The following is a 23836-nucleotide window of genomic DNA, read 5'->3' on the forward strand; positions in this document are numbered from 1 at the left end:
GTGGGGAGTTCCGACAACCAGGACTTTTCACATGTGCTGGCGAAACTGGGGCCGACTAGTGGCATCATCCGGGCATGGCACATGTGCTGTCCGGCAGGGCCGAGACGCCGACACAGTCCCGGATCCTGACCTACGTCCGGGACGAGGGACCGTTGTCCCGGATGGACCTGGCGAGCCGGTTGAACGTCTCCCGCACGACCGTGGCCGCCGAGGTGGGACGCCTCGTCGAGCTCGGCCTGGCCGAGGACGGCGGCCCGGCGGCGTCCCGAGGCGGACGCCGCTCGACCCTCGTCGACCTCGATGCCGGCCTCCGCTTCGTGGGCATCGAGCTCGGTGCCACGTCGATGCGAGTCGCGATGACCGATGGGCGTCTGGGCGTGCTCGCGCGCGCCGCCGCTCCCGAGGCCGACATCCGGCGTGGGCCCGAGTCCGTGCTCGGGGAAGCCATCGCCCTGGTCCGCAAGCTGCTGGCCGACCACGGCGTCGAACGCCCGGCCGGGATCGGCATCGGCGTGCCGGGGCCCGTGGACTTCCAGTCCGGCGTGCCGGTGTCCCCGCCGATCATGCCCGGCTGGGACGGCTACCCCGTGCGCGACGCACTCTCCCGCGAGTTCGGGACACCCGTCCTGCTGGACAACGACGTCAACGTGATGGCGCTGGGCGAACAGCACAACGGCGTGGCCCGGTCGGCCTCCGACTTCCTGTTCGTGAAGATCGGCACCGGCATCGGTTGCGGGATCGTCGTACAGCGTCATCTCTACCGGGGCGCCGACGGCTGTGCCGGCGACATCGGCCACATCCGCCTCGAGCAGGACGGGCCCCTGTGCGCGTGCGGCAACCAGGGCTGCCTCGAGGCCTTCTTCGGAGGCGCGGCGCTGGCGCGGGACGCCACGACCGCGGCCAGGTCCGGCCGCTCCGGCGTGCTGGCCCAGCTGCTCGAACAGCGGGGGGCGCTCACCGCGGCCGATGTCGGGTCGGCGATCGGGCAAGGGGACGCCGTGGCGCTCCAGCTCGCCCGCGACGGCGGGCGTCGCGTCGGTTCGGTGCTGGCCAACCTGGTGTCCTTCTTCAACCCCGACCTGATCGTCATCGGCGGTGGGGTGGCCGGGCTCGGACACTCGCTGCTGGCCGAGATCCGCAGCGTCATCTACCGCCAGTCGCTGCCGCTCGCGACGGGGAACATGCCGGTCGTGCTGAGCGAGCTGGGCGGTGACGCCGGGGTCATCGGGGCGGCCCGACTGATCAGTGACGCGGTCTACGCCGCGGGGTAACTCGGGCACACTTTCGCAAGCAACTTGCGAAATAGTCTTGCTCTCTTTCGATTTGCCCTCTAGGTTTCCAGCAACAGCGAGTGACGCGGGTCACATCGCGGGGCAGCCGAGGAGACCGGGTGAGCGACGTGCTGGACGACGCAGCCGACGGTCGGCCGCTGCTGGAGATGCGCGGCATCGTGAAGACCTTTCCCGGCGTCCGCGCCCTCGACGGTGTCGACCTGGTGGTGCGACCGGGAGAGGTGCACTGCCTGCTCGGTCAGAACGGCGCCGGCAAGTCGACCCTGATCAAGGTGCTGGCCGGAGCGCACCGCCCCGACGAGGGCGACATCCGCTGGCTCGGCGAGCCGGTCTCGCTCGCCAACCCCGATGCGTCGATCACGCTCGGCATCTCCACGATCTACCAGGAGCTCGACCTCGTGGCCGGGCTCACCGTGGCCGAGAACATCTTCCTCGGCCACGAGAAGTCCCGAGGCGGGCTGGTCAAGCGGGCCGAGACCCGCAAGGCAGCGCGCTCCCTGCTGTCCCGGCTGGGCCACTCCGAGATCCGCGCCGACCGGGAGGTGGGCACGCTGCCCGCATCGGGCCAGCAGATCGTCAGCATGGCCCGGGCGCTCTCCCACGACACCCGGCTGATCGTGATGGACGAGCCGTCGGCCGCGCTCGACCAGCAGGAGGTCAAGACCCTCTTCCGGGTGATCCGTGACCTGACCGCCCAGGGCGTCGCGGTCGTGTACATCTCGCACCGGCTCGAGGAGATCCGTCAGGTCGGTGACCGGGTGACGGTGCTGAAGGACGGGCGCACGGTCGCCACCGACCTGCCGGCCAAGGGCACGGCCACCTCCGAGCTGATCCGGCTGATGACCGGCCGTGACATCGAGTACGTCTTCCCTGACCGCCCCCAGGCCGACGCGACTGCCGAGACCGTGCTGTCGGTCTCCGACCTCAGCGTCAACAAGGTGTTCGCCGACGTCAGCTTCGACGTCGCGGCGGGGGAGATCGTCGGCCTGGCCGGGCTCGTGGGCTCCGGACGGTCGGAGATCCTCGAGGCGGTGTACGGCGCACGCCGGCCGTCCAGCGGCACCGTGACCGTCGACGGCAAGCGACTCCGCGCCGGTTCGGTCGGTGCCGCGGTCAAGGCGGGGATCGGCCTGGCCCCCGAGGAGCGCAAGAGCCAGGGACTGCTGCTCGACCAGTCGATCTACCAGAACATCACCGTCTCCAGCCTCGGACGCTTCGCTCGCGCCGGGTTCCTCAGCGGCGCGGCCGAACGGGCCTCGGCGCTGGAGTGGACCCAGGCCCTCGACGTGCGCCCGAGCGGGGTCACCCGACCGGTGCGGACCCTGTCGGGCGGCAACCAGCAGAAGGTCGTCCTGGCCCGGTGGCTGCTGCGTGACTGTCGGGTGCTGCTGCTCGACGAGCCGACGCGAGGCGTCGACGTGGGTGCGCGCAGCGAGATCTACACCCTGATCCGCTCGCTCGCGGCACGAGGGCTGGCGGTGGTCGTGGTGTCCAGCGAGGTCGAGGAGGTCCTCGGTCTGGTCGACCGCGTCCTCGTCGTACGCGAGGGACGCATCGTGCACAGCGGACCGGCCACAGAGATCGACGAGCACCGGGTCCTGGACCTGGTGATGGAGGGAAGCGCAGCGTGACACAGGAACGAGAGGTCACCAACACCCCCGTGTCCGGCACGGACCCGGCCCAGGAGTCGCTCGCCGGAACGGGCAACGAGCGCAGTGGGTTCGTCGGCGTGCTGCTCGGCACCTCGGTCGGCCGCAACCTGGGCCTGGTCATCGCGCTGTTCGTGCTGTGCCTGGTCGGCATCTGGACCGCGGGGGAGCAGTTCGCGAGCATCGACAACGCGCTGACCATCCTCCGGCTGGCCTCGGTGATCGGCGTGGTCTCGGTCGGGATGACGTTCGTGATCACCGGAGGCGGGATCGACCTCTCCGTCGGGGCGATCGTGGCGCTGTCGTCGGTCTGGGCCACCACTCTCGCGACCCAGTCACTGGCCCGCGGCAACCACTGGACCGTGATGGTCCTCGTCGCGGTGCTCGTGGGCCTGGGATGTGGCCTGATCAACGGCCTGCTGGTGGCGTACGGCGGAGTGGTGCCGTTCATCGCGACGCTGGCCATGCTGGCTGCCGCTCGCGGCCTGGCCGAGATCATCGCCCAGCGACGGACCCAGATCGTGAACGTGCCGGGCTTCAGCGACTTCTTTCGCCACGAACCGCTGGGCATTCCGCTGCTGGTCATCATCTTCATCCTGGTGGCCCTGATCGGCTGGGTCGTGCTCAACCGCACCACCTTCGGCCGGCGTACGTTCGCGGTCGGCGGCAACCCCGAGGCCGCGCGGCTGGCCGGCATCAACGTCAAGCGGCACACCGTCGCCCTCTACGCGATCGTCGGGCTGTGCTGCGGCATCGCCGCGGTGATGATCGTCGCCCGGACGACGACCGGGTCCTCGACCCACGGAACGCTCTACGAGCTCGACGCGATCGCCGCTGTGGTGATCGGAGGCACCCTGCTCTCCGGAGGACGGGGCACGATCGTCGGCACCGTGCTCGGTGTCCTGATCTTCACGACGCTGTCCAACGTCTTCACGCAGAACAACCTGTCCAGCTCGGCCCAGTCGGTCGCCAAGGGACTCATCATCGTCGTCGCCGTCCTGCTCCAGCAGCGGCTCGCGGCGCGCAGCAACAGCGGGAGTCCCTAGTACGCGGCCCCCCGAGCCGCACGCAGCATGCACGCACGAAATGCCACCTCTCTCGGACCGTCAAGAAGGAGCACTCATGTCCCGCACCACCCGATTCGGCCGGCTCTCGCTGGTCACCGGCACCGCCCTGGCCGGGGTGCTGTTCATCTCGGCCTGCAGCACCGACACCAACGACACCGACAACGACAAGAGCAGCGCCAGCGACCAAACCAAGGCGACGTCGAACAACGACGACCCGGGGAAGAAGGTCGTGATCGGCTTCTCCGGCCCTGCTGCCGACCACGGCTGGCTCGCGGCCATCAACAGCTCGGCCATCGCCGAGGCGAAGAAGTACTCCGACGTGGAGCTCAAGACCGCGGAGGGCACCAACGACGCCAGCCAGCAGATCAGCCAGGTCGAGACCTTCATCAACGACAAGGTCGACGCCATCGTGCTGCTGCCGACCGACGGCGCCGCCCTCACCGATGTGGCCACCAAGGCGATGGATGCCGGCATCCCGGTCATCAACGTCGACCGTGAGTTCTCCACCCCGTTCGCCGCCCGGACCACGGTCCTCGGCGACAACTACGGGATGGGCGTCTCCGCCGGCACCTACGCCTGCTCGGTGATCAAGAAGAAGGGCATCAAGGACGCGGTCGTCGCCGAGATCGCCGGCATCGACGCACTGCCCCTGACCCAGGATCGCTCGAAGGGCTTCAAGGACGCGCTCAAGGCGTGCGGCGAGAACGTCGACAACCGGGTCGCCGCGGAGTTCACGGTGGAGTCCGGTGAGAAGGCAGCCTCGAACCTGCTCCAGGCCGCTCCCAAGATCGATGTCATCTGGAACCACGACGACGACCAGGGTGTGGGCGTCAAGGCGGCGTTCGACAACGCGGGTCGTGACGAGTTCACCTTCATCGGCGGTGCCGGTTCCTGCAACGCCATGCAGTGGATCAAGGACGGCGAGATGGGTGCCACGGTCATCTACCCGCCGACCCAGGCCGCCGACGGCATCCGGATGGCGCGGCTGATCGCGCAGGACAAGGGTCTCTCCGACCTGGTCCAGGTGGCCGTCCCCAAGCGGATCGTCCTGAACGCTCCCGTTGTCACCAAGGACAACGTCGAGGACTACAAGGACCTCTGCTTCCAGTCCTGACCGACGGGGGTGACCGGATCTGGCACCGGTCCGGTCACCCCACCCCACCCCGAAGGACTTCGCATGGATTCCCACGCCCCTGCCCTCGGCGTCGGCATGGTCGGGTACGCCTTCATGGGCGCTGCCCACTCCCAGGCCTGGCGCACCGCACCGCACTTCTTCGACCTGCCGCTGCGACCGAGGATGCTGGCCCTGTGCGGGCGCGACTCCGTCCGCGTGAACGAGGCGGCCGGGCGGCTCGGCTGGGAGACGACCGAGACCGACTGGACCCGGCTGGTCGCCCGCGACGACATCGACCTGGTGGACATCTGCACCCCCGGCAACACCCACGTCGACATCGCCGTCAGCGCTCTCGAGGCGGGCAAGCACGTGCTCTGCGAGAAGCCGCTCGCCAACACGGTGGCCGAGGCGGAGGCGATGGCGGCGGCTGCCGAGCGGGCGGCCCAGCACGGCGTCCGTTCGATGGTCGGGTTCACCTACCGTCGTACGCCGGCCATCGGTCTGGCTCGACGCCTGGTGGAGGAGGGCCGGATCGGTGAGGTCCGGCACGTGCGCGCGCAGTACCTCCAGGACTGGCTCACCGACCCGGCCAGCCCGATGACGTGGCGACTGGAGAAGGACAAGGCCGGCTCGGGAGCGCTGGGCGACATCGGCGCCCACATCGTGGATCTCACGCAGTACATCACCGGCGACCGCATCGTCACGGTCAACGGGCTGCTCGAGACGTTCGTCGGGCAACGCCCGGTGGCGGGTGCGGGATCCGGCTCGCTGCTCGGCGGCGACGCCGTGAACGGCACCGGCGCGGAGCTGGGCGAGGTCACGGTCGACGACACGGCGGTCTTCCTGGCCCGTTTCGGCAGCGGGGCCGTCGGGGTGTTCGAGGCGACCAGGTTCGCGACCGGCCGCAAGAACGCGATCCGGGTCGAGATCAACGGCTCGAAGGGCAGCCTCGCCTTCGACTTCGAGGACATGAACGTCCTCCAGTTCTTCGACGCCGAGGAGCCCTCCGAGACGGCCGGCTTCCGGCGGATCCTCGTCACCGAGCCGCAGCACCCCTACGTCGGCAGCTGGTGGCCGCCGGGCCACGGCCTCGGCTACGAGCACGGCTTCACCCATCAGGTCGTCGACCTGGTGAGGGCGATCGGCCAGGGGGTGCAGCCGCTTCCGTCCTTCGCCGACGGCCTCCAGGTGCAACGCGTGCTGGCCGCCGTCGAGAGCAGCTCCGAAACCGGTTCCTGGCAGACCACGGCAGCAGACGACGAACAGCTGCTCGGCACACACTGAGCAGCACGACCGAAAGGACCTCGCGATGACGCGACCCATCACTCTCTTCACCGGCCAGTGGGCCGACCTGCCCTTCGAGGAGGTGTGCCGACTCGCCTCGAGCTGGGGGTACGACGGCCTCGAGGTCGCCTGCTGGGGCGACCATCTCGACGTCTGGCAGGCGGTCGAGGACGACGCCTACCTGGCCGCCAAGCAGGAGGTGCTCGCGAAGTACGACCTGAAGGTGTGGACGATCTCCAACCACCTCACCGGTCAGGCCGTCTGCGACGACCCGATCGACGAACGCCACCACGGGATCCTGTCGGGCCGCATCTGGGGCGACGGCGATGCCGAGGGAGTGCGGGGTCGAGCCGCGGAGGAGATGAAGATGACCGCCCGCGCGGCCCGCCGGCTCGGCGTCGACACCGTCGTCGGGTTCACCGGCTCCGCGATCTGGAAGTACGTCGCGATGTTCCCGCCGGCCACCCAGGAGATGGTCGATGCCGGCTACCAGGACTTCGCCGACCGCTGGAACCCGATCCTCGACGTCTTCGACCAGGAAGGAGTGCGCTTCGCCCACGAGGTGCACCCCTCGGAGATCGCCTACGACTACTGGACGACGACCCGCTCCCTCGAGGCGATCGGGCACCGCGAGAGCTTCGGGCTGAACTGGGACCCGTCGCACTTCGTGTGGCAGGACCTCGACCCGGTGTCGTTCCTCTGGGACTTCCGCGACCGGATCTACCACGTCGACTGCAAGGACACCAAGCTCCAGGTCGGCAACGGTCGCAACGGCCGGCTCGGCTCCCACCTCGCCTGGGCCGACCCGCGCCGTGGCTGGGACTTCGTCTCCACCGGCCACGGAGACGTGCCCTGGGAGCGTTGCTTCCGGATGCTCAACACGATCGGCTACGAGGGGCCCATCTCGGTGGAGTGGGAGGACGCCGGCATGGATCGACTGCGGGGCGCCCCCGAGGCACTCGAGTTCGTGCGATCGCTGGCCTTCGACCAGCCCGAGGCAGCCTTCGACGCAGCGTTCTCCTCCGGCGACTGAACGATCCCTACCGTCACCTGCAAGGGTGGGTGCATGGCTGAGCACACCACCATCCCGACGTACACGCTCAACGACGGCACCACCCTGCCCGCGGTCGGCTTCGGCACCTATCCGCTCAAGGGCGAGGACGGCATCAGCGCCATCCAGGGTGCCCTCGAGGCCGGCTACCGGCTCCTCGACACCGCGGTCAACTACGAGAACGAGACCGAGGTGGGCGAGGCGCTGCGCCGCTCCGGACTCCCGCGCGAGGACGTGCAGGTGGCCAGCAAGCTGCCGGGCCGTCACCATGCGTACGACGACGCCATCGCCTCTGTCCGTGGGTCGCTCGAGCGGCTCGGCCTGGAGTACGTCGACCTCCACCTCATCCACTGGCCGAACCCCAGCGTCGACCAGTACGTCGAGGCGTGGCGAGCGCTCGTCGACCTGCAGAAGGAGGGTTTGGTCCGGTCGGTCGGCGTCTCGAACTTCACCGAGGCCCACCTCACCCGGGTCATCGACGACTCCGGGGTGACTCCGGCGGTCAACCAGATCGAGCTGCACCCGCGCTTCCCGCAGGAGGGGATGCGAGCCGTGCACGAGCGCCTCGGCATCCGCACCGAGGCCTGGAGCCCGATGGGCAAGCGCAACGCGCCGCTCGAGGAGGACGTGGTGACCACGGCCGCAACCAGGCTGGGCGTGACGCCCGGTCAGGTGATCCTGAGGTGGCACGTCCAGCTGGGCTCGCTGCCGATCCCGAAGTCGGCGGACCCCGAGCGCCAACGGCAGAACCTCGACGTCTTCGGCTTCGAGCTCACCGAGGAGGAGGTCGACGCGATCTCTGCCCTGGGCCGGCCCGACGGACGGCTGTTCGGCGGTGACCCGGACTCCCACGAGGAGATGTGACCACCCCTGCGGTATGTCTGGAGGCATGAGCGACCAGCCAACCGTGGCCGGCGTCGCGATCTCGCGGCCCGGCAAGGAGCTGATCCCCGCCTCGGGATCGGCGCCCGCCGTGACCAAGCTCGACCTGGCCAGCTACTACGCCGACGTGGCCGCGGCGATGGTGCCCTTCCTGCGGGGCCGTCCGGTCAACATGCAGCGGTTCCCGGACGGCATCGGCGGCCCGTCGTTCTTCGAGAAGAAGGCGCCCAGCCACTTCCCGGACTTCGTCGACACCGTCGAGGTGAGCACCTCCGACGGTGAGCAGCACCAGGTGGTCGCCGGTGACGAGCGCAGCCTCGTCTACCTCGCCAACCAGGCCTGCATCACCCCGCACACCTGGCTCAGCACGACCGAGGACCTCGAGCACCCCGACCAGCTGGTCTTCGACCTCGACCCATCGGTCGAAGGACTCGCGGCCGTACGACGCGCCACCCGCCTCGTCGGTGACCTGCTCGACGACCTCGGCCTGACCACCTACCTGAAGACGACCGGCTCGCGCGGCTACCACGTGCTGGTGCCGCTGCGCCGGTCGTGGACCTTCGAGCAGGTGCGGGGGTTCGCCCGGAGCGTGGCCGAGGTGCTCGTCGAGCGTGAGCCCGACCTGCTCACCCTGGAGGCTCGCAAGGACAAGCGAGGCGATCGGGTGCTCGTCGACGTGCAGCGCAACGGCTACGGGCAGACCGCCGTCCCGCCGTACGCCGTCCGGGCGCGCCCGCGAGCACCGGTCTCCACGCCCATCCGCTGGGACGAGCTGTCCCGGGTGCGTCCCGACCAGTACACGATCCGCTCCATCGGCCGCCGCCTCGGCCGGATGAACGACCCGTGGAGGGGCCTGCGCCGTCGTGCCCAGGGACTGGACAAGGCGCAGGAGCGCCTGCGGAAGCTCACGGCCTGAGGCGCGCTATCGGCCGCTGCCGGGTAGTGACGCTCGAGGTTGCATATCCCGTGTTGGGCCGGGGCGGGAAGTGAGGCTCCGGGTTGCACTTCCGGTGCTGGGCCGGGGCGGGAAGTGACGCTCGGGGTTGCACATCCCGTGCTGGGCCGGGCCGGGATGTGACGCGCGGAGTCGCACATCCCGTGGTCGCGCCTGCGCTCGGCAGCGGATCCGCGTTCCTCGGTGGTTGAGGAGCGAGCGCCAGCGAGCGTCTCGAAACCACCACTGGGTACGGTCGGGGCATGAGCGAGAACCCCACCGTCGCCCTGCTCGGTACCGGCACCATGGGTGCCCCGATGGCCCGCAACATCGCCCAGGCCGGGATGGCGGTCCGGGTCTGGAACCGCAGCCGTGAGAAGGCCGACGCGCTGGCCGACGTCGCCACGGTGTGCGACACCGTGGCTGAGGCGGTCGAGGGCGCCGACGTGGTCATCACCGTGCTCTGGGACGCCGACGGTGTCGCCGAGACCATGGAGCAGGCTCGCGGCCACCTCGCCGACGGCGCGATCTGGTTGCAGATGAGCACCGTGGGGGTCGAGGCCTCCGACCGGCTGAAGGCGCTGGCCGACGACCTCGGCGTCACCTACGTCGACGCGCCGGTGCTCGGCACCAAGAAGCCGGCCGAGGACGGCGCGCTCGTCGTACTCGCCTCGGGACCCGACGACGTCCAGGAGAAGCTGGCACCCGTCTTCGAGGCGGTCGGCAGCCGCTCCCTGTGGGTCGGAGAAGCCGGAGCCGGCCAGCGGCTCAAGCTCGTCGCCAACGCCTGGGTCGCCACCGTGCTGGAAGGGGTGGCCGACTCGCTGACGCTGGCGCGCGACCTCGGTCTCGACCCCGCGCTGTTCCTCGAGGCGGTCAAGGGCGGGGCGATGGACGCGCCGTACGTGCAGCTCAAGGGCGCCAACATGCTCGCCGGGACGTTCGACCCGGCCTTCACGCTGGCCGGTGCGCTGAAGGACGTCGACCTGATCATCGAGGCGGCCGCGGAGACCGGTACCGACCTCGGCCTCATCCCCGGCGTCCGGGACCACCTCGCCCGCGGCGTCGAGGCAGGACACGGTGACCTCGACATGGCGGCCACCTACCTGGCGCACTGAGCAAGGCATGTCGGGACCTGATGCGGGTACGCCGGGGAGGAGCCGGAAGGAGTCGGTGATGAGCTCAGACGCCAACGACCAAGAGGCGCTGCACTATCAACCCCCTCGAGGTGTCGACCCCGCCGTGGTGGTCGCCGACCTCCGCAAGGCGGGGTACGTCGCTGCGGCGCAGGCGTCGTCCGACGGCACCGAGTTCGTGGTGATCACGACCGACGGCGAGGGCGCGCCTGATCGGGAAGCAGTGCGGCAGGTGATCGGAGGCGACCGGCAGGTCAACTTCGAAGGTGACACCACACACGTCGGCGCACCGCGGTTCCTCGACGAGTAGCCCTGCGGGCGGCTCAGTCGAGCAGGTCCAACCCGGTCCGCTCGCGCAGCTCGTCCAGGGTGGCGCCGTACGTCGACCTGGCGCGTACGCCGTCGGGCGTGATCTCGAAGACGCCGTGGTCGGTGTAGACCCGGCTCACGCAGGCGACTCCGGTCAGCGGATAGGTGCACTTCTCCACCAGCTTGGCGGAGCCGTCCTTGCTGAACAGCGTCATCATCACGTAGGTGTCCTTGGCCCCCATGGCGAGGTCCATCGCGCCACCCACGGCAGGGATCGCGTCGGCGGCACCGGTGTGCCAGTTGGCCAGGTCGCCGGTGACCGAGACCTGGAAGGCGCCGAGCACACAGACGTCCAGGTGGCCGCCGCGCATCATGGCGAAGGAGTCGGCGTGGTGGAAGTACGACGCACCCGGGGTCTCCACGACGGGTACCTTGCCGGCGTTGATGAGGTCCGGATCGATCTCGTCACCGACGGCGGCACGGCCCATGCCCAGCATGCCGTTCTCGGTGTGCAGCACGACACCGCGCTCGAGGTCGAGGTGGTCGGCGACCAGAGTGGGCTGGCCGATGCCGAGGTTCACGAACGAGCCGGTCGGGATGTCGTCGGCGATCAGCTTGGCGATCCCATCCTTCGACAGCGGAGTCTTCTCGAGGGGAGAGCTCATGAGGTCAGCACCACCTTGTCGACGTAGATGCTCGGCGTCACGATGACCTCCGGATCGAGCTCGCCGGTCGCGACCACGTCGTTGACCTGGGCGATCGTCGTACTCGCCGCGGTGGCCATCACCGGCCCGAAGTTGCGAGCGGTCTTGCGGTAGACGAGGTTGCCCATCCGGTCGGACCGATGCGCCTTGACCAGGGCGTAGTCGCCGTGGAGCGGGTACTCCAGGACGTAGTCCTTGCCGTCGATGGTGCGCTCCTCCTTGCCCTCCGCCAGAGGTGTGCCGACGCTGGTCGGGGTGAAGAACCCGCCGATGCCGGCACCAGCAGCACGCATCCGCTCGGCCAGGTTGCCCTGCGGCACCACCTCGAGCTCGAGCCGGCCCGAGCGGTAGAGGTCGTCGAAGACCCAGGAGTCGCTCTGCCGCGGGAACGAGCAGATCATCTTGCGGACATGACCGGTCTTGAGCAGCGCGGCCAGGCCGTAGTCGCCGTTGCCGGCGTTGTTGTTCACCACGGTGAGGTCGCGGGCACCGTGGCGACTCAGCGCGTCGATCAGCTCCAGCGGCTGTCCGGCCGGACCGAAGCCGCCGATGAGCACGGTGGCTCCGTCGGGGATGTCGGCCACGGCCCGGGCAGCGGCGTCGCGTCCTTCGAGGATGTCGCTGCTCACGACACGTTCTCCAGCACCACCGCCAGCCCCTGGCCGACGCCGATGCAGATGGCCGCGACCCCCCACCGGTGGCCATCCTCACGCAGCACCTTGGCCAGGGTGCCGAGGATGCGGCCCCCCGATGCACCGAGCGGGTGGCCGACGGCGATCGCGCCGCCGCGCGTGTTCACGATCTCGGGATCGATGCCCCAGGCGTCCACGCAGACGAGGGACTGCACGGCGAACGCCTCGTTGAGCTCCACGGCGCCGACGTCGGACCAGCCGATGCCGGCTCGGGCCAGGGCCTTCTCGGCCGCCTCGACCGGGGCGTAGCCGAACCGGTGCGGCTCCAGGGCATGAGCGGCGCGGCCGGCGATCCGGGCGACCGGGGCACGGTCGAGCGAGTCGGCAGCCATCTCGGAGCCGAGCAGCACGGCCGATGCGCCGTCACTGAGCGGGGAGGCGTTGCCGGCGGTGATGGTGCCGTCCTTGCGGAAGGACGGCTTCAGCTTCGCCAGCGACTCGACGCTTGACCCGGCGCGGATCGACTCGTCGCGCGGGATGTCGGTGTCCGGCACCGCCACCACCAGGTCGTCGTAGAAGCCGTCGGACCAGGCCCGGTCGGCGAGATCGTGGGAGCGCACGGCGAAGGCGTCCTGGCGCTCGCGCGACACGTCGTACTTCTCCTGCAGCTGCTCGTTGGCCTCCCCGAGCGAGACCGTCCACTCCGCCGGCATGTTCGGGTTGACCAGCCGCCACCCGAGGGTCGTGGACACGGCCTCCAGGTTGCCGGCCGGGAAGGCCCGCGACGGCTTCGGCAGCACCCACGGCGCCCGGGTCATCGACTCGACGCCACCGGTCAGCACGATCGCGGCGTCGCCGGTCTCGATCATCCGCGACCCACCCATGGCCGCGTCCAGCGAGGAGCCGCACAGTCGGTTGACGGTCGATCCCGGCACCGACACCGGGAAACCGGCCAGCAAGGTCGCCATCCGGGCGACGTTGCGGTTCTCCTCACCGGCGCCGTTGGCGTTGCCGAGGATCACCTCGTCGACCGACTCGAGGTCCAGGCCGGGGGTGCGGTCGCGGACGGCTTCGAGCACCACCGCGGCCAGGTCGTCGGGGCGTACGCCGGCGAGCCCACCGTTGAACTTGCCGAACGGGGTGCGGACCGCGTCGTAGACGAACGCGTCGTTCATGAGGCTCCTTCGTTGTCGAGCTCGTCGAGCACGCCCTGGGCGATGCGGAACGCGGTGTTCGCGTCCGGCACGCCGCAGTAGATGGCGCACTGCAGGATGAGCTCCTTGATCTCGTCGTTGGTCAGGCCGTTGGTGCGTGCGGCCCGCAGGTGCATCGCGAGCTCTTCGTGGTGCCCGCGGGCGATGAGGGCGGTCAGGGTGATCATCGAACGACTGCGCCGGTCGAGCCCGGGCCGGGTCCAGATGCCACCCCAGGCGTACTCCGTGATGAACTCCTGGAACTCGCGGGTCAGGTCGGTGGCGTTGGCGGTCGCCCGGTCGACGTGGGCGTCGCCGAGCACCTCGCGGCGTACGGCCATGCCGGCCGACAGCGGCTCGTCGGACACCTCCGGCTCGCCGAGCACGTGCTGGCGGATCAACCGGGCCACGACCGACGGCGCTTCCGCCGGGGCGAGATGGCTGACGCCGTCGAGCTCGACGTAGCGGCCGTCCTTCACCTGCCCGGCGATGGTGCGCAGCATCTCGGGTGTCGTCGTGACGTCGTCGCTGCCGGCCACCGCGAGGACTGGTGTGTCGATCTCACCCAGCCGGTCGCGTACGTCGAACTCGGCCAGCGACTGGCAGACCAGGATGTAGCCCTGGTCGTCGGCGTCCTGGAGGGCGTGCAGCAGAGCGGAGGCGGTCGCCTGCTCACGTTCGAGGAAGCCGTGGCCGAACCAGCGCTCGGCGGAGCCGGAGACCATCACCGACGTGCCGGAGACGCTGACCTGCCCGATCCGGCCGGCCCAGCTGGAGGCGTCCCCGATCTTGGCCCCGGTGCACAGCAGTACGGCGGACGTGACGCGGTCGGGCTGGTCGAGGAGCAGCTGCAACCCGACCGTGCCACCGACGGAGTCGCCGGCGTAGGCGAAGGAGCCGCGGTACTGGTCACGCTGCTCGAGGATCTCGTCGACCACGCGCAACACACCCTGCGCGAGCTCGGCCATCGTGAACGGTTCCTCGGGCACCGCGTGGTTGTGTCCGTGGCCCGGGAGGTCCCAGGCCACCACGTCGAAGACGTCGGTGAGCTCCTGGGCGCACCGCCCCCACAGGGTGGTGGCGGAGGTGCCGAGTGAGGGCCCGAGGACGAGCAGGGGCAGCTCGGCCCGGTGGGCGGCGCCGGTCAGCCGGACCGCCGTGATCGACGGGACGCTCACTGCTCCTCCTGGTCGTGGTCGTCGGTGCGCGAGAGCACCTCGTCGATGATCTCGCCTGCGGCACCGAGGTAGTGCCGGGGGTCGCTCGTCGCCTCCCGGTCGAGCAGCTCGGCGATGCTGCGCTGCTCGGCAGTGAAGGCCGAGCCGTGCTGCTTGACCAGGGCCGCCATCCGGGCGGTGTCCACGTGCAGTCCCTCCAGCAGCTCGGCGGTCTGCGACGCGGCCGTCACCGTGTGTCGCGAGAGGGCGGCCAGCGCCGACCACTCGGTGTGCCAGCTGCCGTCCGGTCGCTCGTCCACGGTTGCGGCGGCCGCCAGGTGCAGCTGGGCGTTCAGTCCCGGGGCGGCGAACGCCGCGCGACGGATCAGCACCGAGAGCACCGGGTTCGCCTTCTGCGGCATCGTCGAGGAGCCACCGCGCCCGTCGACGGCAGGTTCGGCGAGCTCGGCGATCTCGGGTCGAGCCAGCAGCAGCACGTCGTTGGCGAGATGGCCCATGGCGTCGGTGGCGTGGACCAGCGCGTCGGCGTACCTGGTCAGGGGAGTGCGGGTGGTGTGCCACGGCGAGGCGTTGTCGAGGTGCAGGATCCGAGCGGTCTCGGCCACGAGGAACTGCGCGGCGTCCACGTCACCGGCCAGCTCGACCGTCGCCGCCAGGGTCCCGGCGGCGCCACCGACCTGGACCGGGAAGCGCAGCGCCCGCAGGTCGTCGCGGGCGTCGAGCAGGCCCTGCAGCCAGTGGGCGGCCTTCAGCCCGAAGGTGATCGGCACCGCGTGCTGGGTCAGTGTGCGTCCGGCCATGACGTCGTCGCGGTGACGGCGGGCCAGCCGTTCCAGGGCGGACACCGACCGGTCGAGGTGGCTGAGCACGAGGGCGGTCGTCGCACGTCCACAGAGGACCACGGCGGTGTCCAGCACGTCCTGGCTGGTCAGCCCGCGGTGCAGCCAGGTGGCGGCCTCGGCGTTCGTGGGGGCGAGGCGTTCGCGCAGCAACGACAGCAGAGGTACGACGGGATTGCCGCTCGCCTCGGCCGCACCGGCGACTCGCTCGAGGTCGGCACCGGAGACCAGGCCGTCCAGGTCTGCTCGCGCGCCGGCCGGTGCGACACCTGCCTCGACCAGGACGTTCAGCCAGACGTCCTCGACCTCGACCATCGTCTCGAGGAACGAGCCCGGGTCGAAGGCCAGCGCGGCCCGTTCGTCACCGGGCCAGAAGAGGTCGGCCATCAAGCCCCCGGGAAGGCCAGGAAGACGGTCTCGTCGTCGCCCTGGAGGTGGATGTCGAAGACGTACCCGTCGGCGTCGGCCTCAGCCACCAACGTGGAGCGACGCTCCTCGGCCACCGACCGGAGCAACCTGTCCCCGTCCAGCACGGCCTCGTGGTCGGGGAGGTAGACCCGGGTGAACAAACGGTTCAGCAGCCCGCGGGCGAAGACGGTCATCGCGAAGAACGCGGGGGCACCGTCGCCGGTGGGGCCGGGGCGCACCGTGGTGAAGGAGTAGTGCCCCTCCGGGTCGACCGCCGCCCGACCGAAGCCGGTGAAGCTGAATCCGTCGCGGCGTAGCGAGCCGCCGGCGCGGGAGACGGCGCCGTTCTCGTCGGCCTGCCAGATCTCGATCAGGGCGTCGGGGACGGGCTGGCCCGCACCGTCGTACACCGTGCCGTGCAGCCGGATGGCACCGGCACGACCGGCCGGCACCAGCTCGCTGTCGCCGGGGTAGGGGAGGGCGTAGCCGTAGAAGGGCCCGACGGTCTGGCCGGGGGTCGCGGCGAGGATCGCCTGACTGCTCATTTCGAGTCCTCCTCTTCCATCGGGGTGCGGTGCGAGCCGGTGAGGACAATGTCCCACCTGTACCCCGTCGACCACTCGTGCTGCGTAACGTCGTGGTCGTAGGACGCCACCAGCCGCTCGCGCGCCTTGGGGTCGACGATCGACTGGTAGATCGGGTCGAGCGCGAACAGCGGATCGCCGGGTAAGTACATCTGGGTGATCATCCGCTGGGTGAACTCCTGCCCGAACAGGGAGAAGTGGATGTGCGCCGGACGCCAGGCGTTGTGGTGGTTCTTCCACGGGTAGGGGCCGGGCTTGATGGTCGTGAAGGCGTAGCTGCCGTCCCCATCGGTCAACGTCCGGCCGACCCCGGTGAAGTTGGGGTCGATCGGAGCCGGGTGCTGGTCGCGCTTGTGGATGTAGCGGCCGGAGGCGTTCGCCTGCCAGATCTCGACCAGCTGGTGACGGACCGGGCGTCCTTCGCCGTCGACCACGCGGCCGGTGACCACGATGCGTTCGCCGACCGGTTCGCCGTGGTGCTGGACGGTCAGGTCGGACTCGAGCGTGCCGATGTCGCGTTGCCCGAAGACGGGAGCGAACAGCTCGATCGTCTCGGGGTCGGCGTGGTGAGGGTCCTTGGTCGGGTGGCGCAGCAGGCTGCTCCGGTAGGGCGCGTAGTCCAGCCGCGGCTGCGTCTCCTCGACCCCGGTGCTCTGGTAGTCGTCCTGGATCCGGGCGATCTCGTCACTGATCGTCGCCTGACTGTCCTGGGCGGAGTCGGAGTCGGTCGTCTTCACCCCCGAACCGTACGTCGGGACAGCGACCGGCCGCGCGCCGCGGATCTCACTGAGCGGAAAGCGGGGGTCTCTCAGCTCTCCGGTGCCAGGTCGGGCACGCGCAGGGCCGTGGCGGCCTGGGCGTGGCCGGCCTCCAGACAGTCGGCGAGGTCGCGGCCGCGGAGGCGCGAGCTCAGGAAGCCGGCGAGGAACGCATCGCCGGCGCCGTTGGTGTCGACGATGTCGTCGACGTGTGGGGCCGGCACGTGGAGGGTGCCACCGGTGGTCACGGCGAGGGCACCGGCTGCTCCCTGGGTGCACACGACGGTGGCCGTGCCTGCGCGGACGCGCTCGGTCATGAAGGGAAGGGGGTCGCCGAGCCCGTCGTCGTTGAGGAACAAGACGTCGGCCGAGTCGATGAACTCCTGGTGGAACGCGCTGCGGCCGTTGTAGTCGTGCAGGTCGCACCACACCTCGACGCCCAGCCGCCGTGCCTCGGCCAGCAGCGGTCGACTGTGCTCGGCCAGGTCGATCACGGCCACGTCGCAGGCGCGCAAGGCCTCCCGCGTGCGCTCTGCGTGCTGCTCGCCCACGAGCTCGGGCACGTCGAGGTAGATGGACAGCCGTTCGCCCGTCGGCGTCATCAGGTTCAGGTGCTGCTCGCTGGCACCGGGTGCGATCTCGGCGACGACCGCGATGCGGTCGCGGTCGAGCCTGCGCAGGATCTTGTCGGCGAGCTCGTCGGTCCCGACCAGGGTGCGGAGGGTGACGCGTTCGCCGAGGAGGGCGAGGTGCAACGCCTTGCCCGCCGACGTGCCGCCGATCGCCGTGTCGTGGCCGGTGGCGCGCACCATGTGCGGGCGGCTCTCGGGGAGCCGGTCGAGGCGGACGAGGGTGTTCCACGACGCCGGACCCGCGACGAACACGTGCGCTGTCATCGCTCCATCTTCTACCCAGTGGAAGGATGGGGAGATGGCCGGCAACGTCTCCACTCCCGGGGCGAGCGTGACCAGTCGTGCCCTGGCGCTGGTCGGGGCGTTCGACGAGGACCATCGCAGGCTCTCGCTCTCCGACCTGGCCGGGCGTGCCGGGTTGCCGGTCGCGACGGCGCACCGGCTGGTCGGTGAGCTGGTGGCCTGGGGAGCGCTGAGCCGCACGGCGTCGGGGGAGTACGTCGTGGGCCGACGACTGTGGGACGTGGGACTGCTCGCCCCCGTGCAGACCGGGCTGCGCCAGCTGGCCTCGCCGTACCTCCACGACCTCTACGGCGCCACCCTCGCCACCGTCCACCTGGCGGTGCGCGACGGTCTCCAGGTGCTCTACCTCGACCGGCTCTCCGGGCACGCCTCGGTGCCGGTGGTCAGCACGATCGGGTCGCGGCTCCCGATGCACGCCACCGGCGTGGGCAAGGTGCTGCTCGCCCATGCGCCGGCGTCGGTGCAGGCGGAGGTGCTCGCCAACCTGACCCGCATCACGCCGTACACCATCAACCAGCCGGGGACCCTGCGCCGGCAGCTCGCGCGGGTCCTGCGCGACGACTACGCAACCACGGTGGAGGAGATGAGCCTCGGCGCCTGCTCGGTCGGGGTACCGATCCGGGCCAGGGGCGACGTGGTCGCGGCGCTCGGCATCGTGGTGCCGAGCCTGAAGAAGGACCGGGCTCCCCTCGTGAGTGCCATGCAGGTCGCCGCTCGAGGGATCGGCCGGGCCCTCGTCGACCCGGCCACCTCGGTCGATCGGTTCCACTGAACGGAAGATGGACGTCGTGACAGCACGCCGGGGAACGCGATACTCCCGCCATGCCACCTGACCTCACCCGCACCCGCGTCGGCATCGTCGGTGGTGGGCCGGCCGGACTGATGCTGTCCCACCTGCTCGCGCGGGCCGGCATCGACTCGGTCGTCGTCGAGCTGCGCACGCGCGAGGAGGTAGAGCACACCCACCGTGCGGGGATCCTCGAGCAGGACAGCGTCCGGCTGCTCGACGAGACCGGCGTCTCGGACCGGGTGCTGCGTGACGGCTACCGCCACGAGGGCATCGACCTGGCCTTCGGCGGAGCCGGGCACCGCATCGACTTCGAAGCACTGGTGGGCGCCTCGGTCCAGCTCTATCCGCAGACCGACGTCTTCATCGACCTCGCCGACGCCCGGGACCGTGACGGTGGCGACGTGCGCTACGACGTGAACGAGGTGGGCGTCGTCGACGTCACCAGCGACCAGCCCGGCGTGCTGTTCACCGACTCGGCGGGGGAGCGGCAGGAGGTGCGCTGCGACTACCTCGTCGGTGCCGACGGCTCCCGCAGCATCTGCCGTGACAGCTTCCCGGAGAGCCAGCGACGCCAGTTCTTCCGCGAGTACCCGTTCGCCTGGTTCGGCATCCTGTGCGAGGCACCCCCCAGCGCGCCCGAGCTGATCTACAACCACTCCGAGCGCGGCTTCGCCTTGATCAGCCAGCGCACCGAGACCTTGCAGCGGATGTACTTCCAGTGCGACCCGCACGAGGACGTCGACGACTGGTCCGACGACCGGATCTGGGAAGAGCTCCAGACGCGGGTCGGCGCCAACGGCTACACCCTTCAGGAGGGGCCGATCACCTCGCGCACCGTGCTGCCCTTCCGCAGCTTCGTCCAGGAGCCCATGCGCCACGGCAACCTGCTGCTGGCCGGCGATGCTGCCCACACCGTGCCCCCGACCGGTGCCAAGGGGCTCAACCTCGCGCTCGCCGACGTGCGGGTGCTGGCCGAGGAGCTCGAGCGCGCGATCAGCAAGAAGGACGGCTCGCTCCTGGACTCCTACACCGAGCGGGCGCTGGACCGGGTGTGGAAGGCGCAGCACTTCTCCTACTGGATGACCACGATGCTGCACCGGCCCGCCGAGGCCAGTCCCTTCGACCTGCGCCGGCAGGTGGGGGAGCTCTCGTCGGTGGTCTCGTCGACCGCCGGGTCGACGTACCTCGCCGAGGCCTACACCGGGTGGCCGGACCGCGATTAGTGGGCGCCCGGAGGCGTCGAACACCTCCGCGAGGAGCATGCTGGGCAAGTGGACACCTCCCAGCAGGTACTCGAAGCGGCCCGCTTGCGTGCGGCCGCGCTTGCGGCCGGTGATGCCCAGGAGCTGCGCGAGATGCTGCATCCCCAGTTCCGCTGGTTCTCCCACACCGGCGAGCGCTTCGACCGCGAGTCCTATGTGCAGTCCAACACCGGTGGCGCCAACCGCTGGGACGGTCAGGAGCTTTCCGAGGTCGAGGTGGTCGCCCACCCGCACACCGCGGTGCTGCGCTGCCAGGTCGTCGACACCGTCGACCGCGGCTCCGGACCCGAGCAGTTCCGGATGCCGATGACCCAGGTCTGGGTACGCCGGGGCGACCGCTGGGTCTGCCTGGCTGGGCATGCCGGACCTCGCTTTCCTGAGAATTTTGTCCCGACTGGTCCATAAATGCCCGAACCGGTCCAGACCGGTCGAGAGCGTGAGTGACCTGAGCGAGTCAATATCCATGGCCCGTTCGGACTATTTGTGCGTGTCACGCGTCAGACAAAACCGGACAAGGCGTCTCATGGTCATAGGACCTCAGAGGGAGATTCCGATGATTGCGACAGAAGCGGCCTTGTACGGCCGCACCAGCGCCAGCGGATCTGGCGTGACCACCTTGCTCGTGTGTGGCTGCGGCCAGGAGATCGGCACGACCAAGCGGCTGCACTGCCCGCGTTGCGGGTGCTGCCTGAACTAGCCCGAGTCGCCGACGCGACCTAGCGGCACGGCACCTCAAGCACCGCAAGACCCGCAGATAGGGTGACCTCCGACGACCCGTCAGGAGGACACCGTGGCTCGGCCCCCCGTGCGGGAGCGAACCTCCGCCGTGTGGACGCTCCCCAACATCATCAGCACCGTGCGGCTGGCCGGCGTCCCCCTCTTCCTGTGGCTGGTGATCGGCCCCGAGGCCGATGTCTGGGCCCTCGTCGTGCTGATGGTCGCCGGCTTCTCCGACTGGCTCGACGGTTACCTCGCCCGCCGGCTGAACCAGATGTCCAAGCTCGGCGAGATCCTCGACCCGGTGGCCGACCGGCTCTACATCCTGGCCGCCGTGATCGGCCTGCTCTACCGCGACATCATCCCGTGGTGGGTGGCCGTGATCCTGCCCCTGCGCGACGTCTTCCTCTGGGGCCTGGTGCCCTTCCTGCGCACCCGCGGCTACTCGGCCCTTCCGGTCCACTACCTCGGCAAGACCGCGACCGCAGCGCTGCTCTACGCCTTCCCGCTCCTGTTCCTCGGCGACGGTGACGGCGCCGTCGCCACCCTGGCGCAGGTCTTCGGCTGGGCCTTCGCCATCTGGGGGATCGGGCTCTACTGGTGGGCCGGCCTGCTCTACGCCTGGCAGGTGCGCAAGCTGCTGGCCGACCGCGACCGACGCGCTCCCAGGCTCGCGGACGGCTGACGCCGTGGCCCGAGACGCCGACACCCGACTCCCGCCCCAGGCCGCCATGGGGCTGCTCGACTACCTGACCACCCACGCGATGGACGAGGACTACGAGTTCGTCTCGGAGCGACGCCAGCGCGCCGAGGCGCGGGGCGAGTCGGTCGAGAAGGCCCCGTCGAGATCCCGCATCGGAGTCGTCGGCGCGCTCGTGATGGCGCTGTTCGCCGTGCTCGTGGTCACTGCCGCCGTGCAGACCTCGCGCAACTCGGTCAGTGACGAGAAGGAGCGCCGCGAGCTCGTCGGCCAGGTCGACCAGGCGCGTGCCCAGGTCGACGGTGACCGGTCGCGGCTGACCGCCCTCCAGCAGGAGGTACGCCGGCTGCAGACCCGGCAGCTGAGCAACGACACCTCGGCCAAGGGGGTGCTCGACACCATCAAGCTCCTGGGCATGCGCGCCGGGACGATCCCAGTGCGCGGTCCCGGCGTACGCGTGGTCGCCGACGACGCGAAGGGCGCCGACAGTGCCCGCAACGAGGTGCTCGACTCCGACCTGCAAAAGCTCGTCAACGGGCTCTGGGAGGCGGGGGCCGAGGCGATCTCGCTCAACGGCCAGCGACTCACCAACCTCAGCACCATCCGGCTGGCCGGCAACGCGATCACGGTCAACGCCCACTCGCTGCGCCGTCCCTACGTCGTACAGGCGATCGGCAACAAGGACACGCTGCCGGCGCGTTTCGCAGAAACGACGAGCGGTCAGGCATGGTTGGACCTGCAGCGCGAGGTCGGACTGCGCTTGAAGATCACGCCGGAGTCGTCGCTCCGGCTCCCCGCAGCGGAGGTCTCCCTGCGCTACGCCAACCAGAAGAAACCAGGAGGCGCGTCGTGATCGCGATCATCGGGCTCGTGGTCGGTGTCGTCCTCGGCCTGTTCCTCACCCCGGACGTGCCGCTGTCGATGGAGCCCTACCTTCCCATCGCCGTGGTTGCCGCCCTCGACGCGGTCTTCGGTGCGTTCCGCGCCTTCCTCGACGGGATCTTCGACGACAAGGTCTTCGTGGTCTCCTTCATCAGCAACGTGCTGATCGCGGCCATGATCGTCTTCCTCGGCGACAAGCTGGGGGTCGGTGCCCAGCTCTCCACCGGCGTCGTCGTCGTGCTCGGGATCCGGATCTTCTCCAACGTGGCCGCCATCCGGCGTCACATCTTCCACGCATGAGCGAGACCGGCACGCCTCCCCGTGAGCGGTCCGGCATGGACCGCCTGCGGCGGGCCCTGAAGTCTCCTTCGCGCGGCCAGGCCGTGGTGGGCGTCCTCGTCGGCATCCTGGCCTTCGCCGCGGTGACCCAGGTCCGCCTGGCCGGGAAGGACGACACCTACGCCAATCTCCGTGAGGCCGAGCTGATCCAGGCGCTCAACGGTCTCCAGGCGGCCTCGCGCAAGGCCGAGCGGGACATCTCCGACCTCGAGACCACCCGTGACCAGCTGCGCAGCAGCACCCTGCGCCGGACGACCGCGCTGGAGCAGGCGCAGAAGGAGGTGCAGACTCTCGGGGTGCTCGCCGGCACGGTGCCGGCCACCGGACCCGGCATCACCATCACCGTCGAGGACCCGAAGAACGAGCTCAGCCTCAACCACCTGCTCGACGGGATCGAGGAGCTGCGCAACGCGGGGGTCGAGGCCGTGGAGATCAACGACCGGGTGCGCGTGATCGCCCAGACCTCCTTCGAGGAGGATCCCGACGGGGTGCGGGTCGACGGCGTCGTGCTCAAGCCGCCGTACGTCATCGACGCGATCGGCAGCCCGGACACCCTGGCGGGCGCGCTGCAGTTCCAGGACGGTTTCACCGACGACGTGGAGGCCGACGGCGGGAAGGTGTCGATCAAGAAGGCCGACCGCGTCGAGGTCTCGGCCACCCGCACTCCCGTGAAGCCCCGCTACGCCGAAGCCGTGCCCGGGCAGTAGCCTCGACCTCCTGTGGTGCCACGACAACAAGGAGCAGCGTGTTTCCTGAAGAGCTGAAGTACACCGCCGAGCACGAGTGGCTGCGCGATCCGGGCCAGGCCGAGGGCTCGGTCCGTGTGGGTATCACCTCCTACGCCCAGGACGCGCTCGGTGACATCGTCTTCGTCCAGCTGCCCGAGGTCGGGGACACCGTGACCTCGGGGGCGGTGGTGGGCGAGCTCGAGTCGACCAAGTCGGTCAGCGAGGTCTACGCGCCCGTCGGTGGCGAGGTGGTGGCCCGCAACGAGGCCCTTGACGCCACGCCTGAGCTGGTCAACACCGACCCGTACGGCGACGGCTGGCTCTTCGAGATCGCCCCCGACAACAGCGGCTCGGCCGACCTGCTGGACGCCGCGACCTACGAGGCCGGGCTCGAGGCCTGAGCCCTCACCCGGACGTCGACGAAACTCCGCTCGGGGTTGTCCGCGCGGTTGCCCGCCGCTGGTAGGTT

26 protein-coding genes are annotated in these 23836 nt (G+C 70.0%); 18 read left to right on the top strand and 8 right to left on the bottom strand.

Annotated elements, in window-relative coordinates:
* Positions 1-74: 74 nt before the first annotated feature.
* The 10 genes from H976_RS0110430 to H976_RS0110475 all read left to right on the top strand — a co-directional run bounded on the left by H976_RS0110430 (position 75) and on the right by H976_RS0110475 (position 10719).
* Positions 75-1271 carry an ROK family transcriptional regulator gene (locus H976_RS0110430; RefSeq protein ID WP_036225768.1) on the top strand — a complete coding sequence of 399 codons (1197 nt, stop codon included), beginning with the start codon at positions 75-77 and terminating at the stop codon, positions 1269-1271.
* A 119-nt stretch (positions 1272-1390) separates the two neighbouring features.
* The gene (locus tag H976_RS0110435; RefSeq protein WP_231388855.1) at positions 1391-2923 is read left to right on the top strand and encodes a sugar ABC transporter ATP-binding protein; all 1533 of its coding nucleotides are present in this window, start codon (positions 1391-1393) and stop codon (positions 2921-2923) included.
* Positions 2920-3987: an ABC transporter permease gene (locus H976_RS0110440; RefSeq protein ID WP_027861494.1), complete on the top strand. Its 1068-nt coding sequence runs from the start codon at positions 2920-2922 to the stop codon at positions 3985-3987. The genes H976_RS0110435 and H976_RS0110440 overlap by 4 nt, the downstream gene beginning before the upstream one ends.
* 76 nt (positions 3988-4063) lie before the next feature.
* Positions 4064-5122, top strand: coding sequence for a substrate-binding domain-containing protein (locus H976_RS0110445; protein ID WP_027861495.1), 1059 nt, complete (start codon positions 4064-4066; stop codon positions 5120-5122).
* Positions 5123-5185: 63 nt separating this feature from the next.
* A complete protein-coding gene (locus H976_RS25695; RefSeq protein ID WP_051276653.1) occupies positions 5186-6406 on the top strand; it encodes a Gfo/Idh/MocA family protein in 1221 nt (406 codons plus the stop codon).
* Between the two features lie 25 nt (positions 6407-6431).
* Positions 6432-7439 (top strand): sugar phosphate isomerase/epimerase, encoded by a 1008-nt coding sequence (locus H976_RS0110455; RefSeq protein WP_027861496.1) that lies wholly within the window; start codon positions 6432-6434, stop codon positions 7437-7439.
* Between the two features lie 33 nt (positions 7440-7472).
* A complete protein-coding gene (locus H976_RS0110460) occupies positions 7473-8321 on the top strand; it encodes an aldo/keto reductase (RefSeq protein WP_036225771.1) in 849 nt (282 codons plus the stop codon).
* A 25-nt stretch (positions 8322-8346) separates the two neighbouring features.
* Positions 8347-9255 (top strand): non-homologous end-joining DNA ligase, encoded by a 909-nt coding sequence (ligD, locus tag H976_RS0110465; protein WP_051276655.1) that lies wholly within the window; start codon positions 8347-8349, stop codon positions 9253-9255.
* Between the two features lie 281 nt (positions 9256-9536).
* A complete protein-coding gene (locus H976_RS0110470; RefSeq protein WP_027861499.1) occupies positions 9537-10391 on the top strand; it encodes an NAD(P)-dependent oxidoreductase in 855 nt (284 codons plus the stop codon).
* Positions 10392-10449: 58 nt separating this feature from the next.
* Positions 10450-10719 carry a hypothetical protein gene (locus tag H976_RS0110475; protein ID WP_027861500.1) on the top strand — a complete coding sequence of 90 codons (270 nt, stop codon included), beginning with the start codon at positions 10450-10452 and terminating at the stop codon, positions 10717-10719.
* 13 nt (positions 10720-10732) lie between these two features.
* Here the strand turns inward: H976_RS0110475 and H976_RS0110480 are convergent, their stop codons facing one another.
* The 8 genes from H976_RS0110480 to H976_RS0110515 form a co-directional block, all read right to left on the bottom strand.
* Complete coding sequence (locus H976_RS0110480; protein ID WP_027861501.1) at positions 10733-11383, bottom strand: 3-oxoacid CoA-transferase subunit B; 651 nt, start codon at positions 11381-11383, stop codon at positions 10733-10735.
* Positions 11380-12051 carry a 3-oxoacid CoA-transferase subunit A gene (locus H976_RS0110485; RefSeq protein WP_036225775.1) on the bottom strand — a complete coding sequence of 224 codons (672 nt, stop codon included), beginning with the start codon at positions 12049-12051 and terminating at the stop codon, positions 11380-11382. The genes H976_RS0110480 and H976_RS0110485 overlap by 4 nt, the downstream gene beginning before the upstream one ends.
* Positions 12048-13229, bottom strand: coding sequence for a thiolase family protein (locus tag H976_RS0110490; protein ID WP_027861503.1), 1182 nt, complete (start codon positions 13227-13229; stop codon positions 12048-12050). The genes H976_RS0110485 and H976_RS0110490 overlap by 4 nt, the downstream gene beginning before the upstream one ends.
* Positions 13226-14425: a 4-carboxymuconolactone decarboxylase gene (gene pcaC, locus H976_RS0110495; protein ID WP_027861504.1), complete on the bottom strand. Its 1200-nt coding sequence runs from the start codon at positions 14423-14425 to the stop codon at positions 13226-13228. Before pcaC ends, H976_RS0110490 begins: the two co-directional genes overlap by 4 nt.
* Positions 14422-15651 (bottom strand): lyase family protein, encoded by a 1230-nt coding sequence (locus H976_RS0110500; protein ID WP_027861505.1) that lies wholly within the window; start codon positions 15649-15651, stop codon positions 14422-14424. The genes pcaC and H976_RS0110500 overlap by 4 nt, the downstream gene beginning before the upstream one ends.
* On the bottom strand, positions 15651-16217 hold the full coding sequence (gene pcaG, locus H976_RS0110505) for a protocatechuate 3,4-dioxygenase subunit alpha (protein ID WP_027861506.1): 567 nt from the start codon (positions 16215-16217) through the stop codon (positions 15651-15653). The genes H976_RS0110500 and pcaG overlap by 1 nt, the downstream gene beginning before the upstream one ends.
* Complete coding sequence (gene pcaH / locus H976_RS0110510; protein ID WP_027861507.1) at positions 16214-16993, bottom strand: protocatechuate 3,4-dioxygenase subunit beta; 780 nt, start codon at positions 16991-16993, stop codon at positions 16214-16216. Before pcaH ends, pcaG begins: the two co-directional genes overlap by 4 nt.
* A 71-nt stretch (positions 16994-17064) precedes the next feature.
* Positions 17065-17910 (bottom strand): carbohydrate kinase family protein, encoded by an 846-nt coding sequence (locus tag H976_RS0110515; protein ID WP_027861508.1) that lies wholly within the window; start codon positions 17908-17910, stop codon positions 17065-17067.
* A 34-nt stretch (positions 17911-17944) separates the two neighbouring features.
* Here H976_RS0110515 and H976_RS0110520 point away from each other — a divergent pair, with 34 nt between their 5' ends.
* From H976_RS0110520 to gcvH, 8 genes are all read left to right on the top strand, one after another.
* Positions 17945-18721: an IclR family transcriptional regulator gene (locus tag H976_RS0110520; RefSeq protein WP_027861509.1), complete on the top strand. Its 777-nt coding sequence runs from the start codon at positions 17945-17947 to the stop codon at positions 18719-18721.
* Between the two features lie 50 nt (positions 18722-18771).
* Entirely contained in the window at positions 18772-19962 is a 1191-nt protein-coding gene (locus H976_RS0110525; protein WP_027861510.1) for a 4-hydroxybenzoate 3-monooxygenase, read from the top strand.
* 48 nt (positions 19963-20010) lie between these two features.
* A complete protein-coding gene (locus tag H976_RS0110530) occupies positions 20011-20406 on the top strand; it encodes a nuclear transport factor 2 family protein (RefSeq protein WP_027861511.1) in 396 nt (131 codons plus the stop codon).
* A gap of 385 nt (positions 20407-20791) precedes the next feature.
* Complete coding sequence (locus H976_RS25700) at positions 20792-21403, top strand: CDP-alcohol phosphatidyltransferase family protein (RefSeq protein ID WP_081682820.1); 612 nt, start codon at positions 20792-20794, stop codon at positions 21401-21403.
* Between the two features lie 4 nt (positions 21404-21407).
* A complete protein-coding gene (locus tag H976_RS0110540; protein ID WP_155918156.1) occupies positions 21408-22271 on the top strand; it encodes a DUF881 domain-containing protein in 864 nt (287 codons plus the stop codon).
* Positions 22268-22600: a small basic family protein gene (locus tag H976_RS0110545; RefSeq protein WP_027861513.1), complete on the top strand. Its 333-nt coding sequence runs from the start codon at positions 22268-22270 to the stop codon at positions 22598-22600. Before H976_RS0110540 ends, H976_RS0110545 begins: the two co-directional genes overlap by 4 nt.
* Positions 22597-23346, top strand: a complete 750-nt coding sequence (locus tag H976_RS0110550) for a DUF881 domain-containing protein (protein ID WP_081682821.1) — start codon at positions 22597-22599, stop codon at positions 23344-23346. Before H976_RS0110545 ends, H976_RS0110550 begins: the two co-directional genes overlap by 4 nt.
* A 38-nt stretch (positions 23347-23384) precedes the next feature.
* A complete protein-coding gene (gene gcvH / locus H976_RS0110555) occupies positions 23385-23768 on the top strand; it encodes a glycine cleavage system protein GcvH (RefSeq protein WP_027861515.1) in 384 nt (127 codons plus the stop codon).
* Positions 23769-23836 lie beyond the last annotated feature (68 nt).

The organism is Marmoricola sp. URHB0036, assembly GCF_000426045.1.
In the GTDB taxonomy this organism is placed as follows: Bacteria; Actinomycetota; Actinomycetes; order Propionibacteriales; family Nocardioidaceae; genus Marmoricola.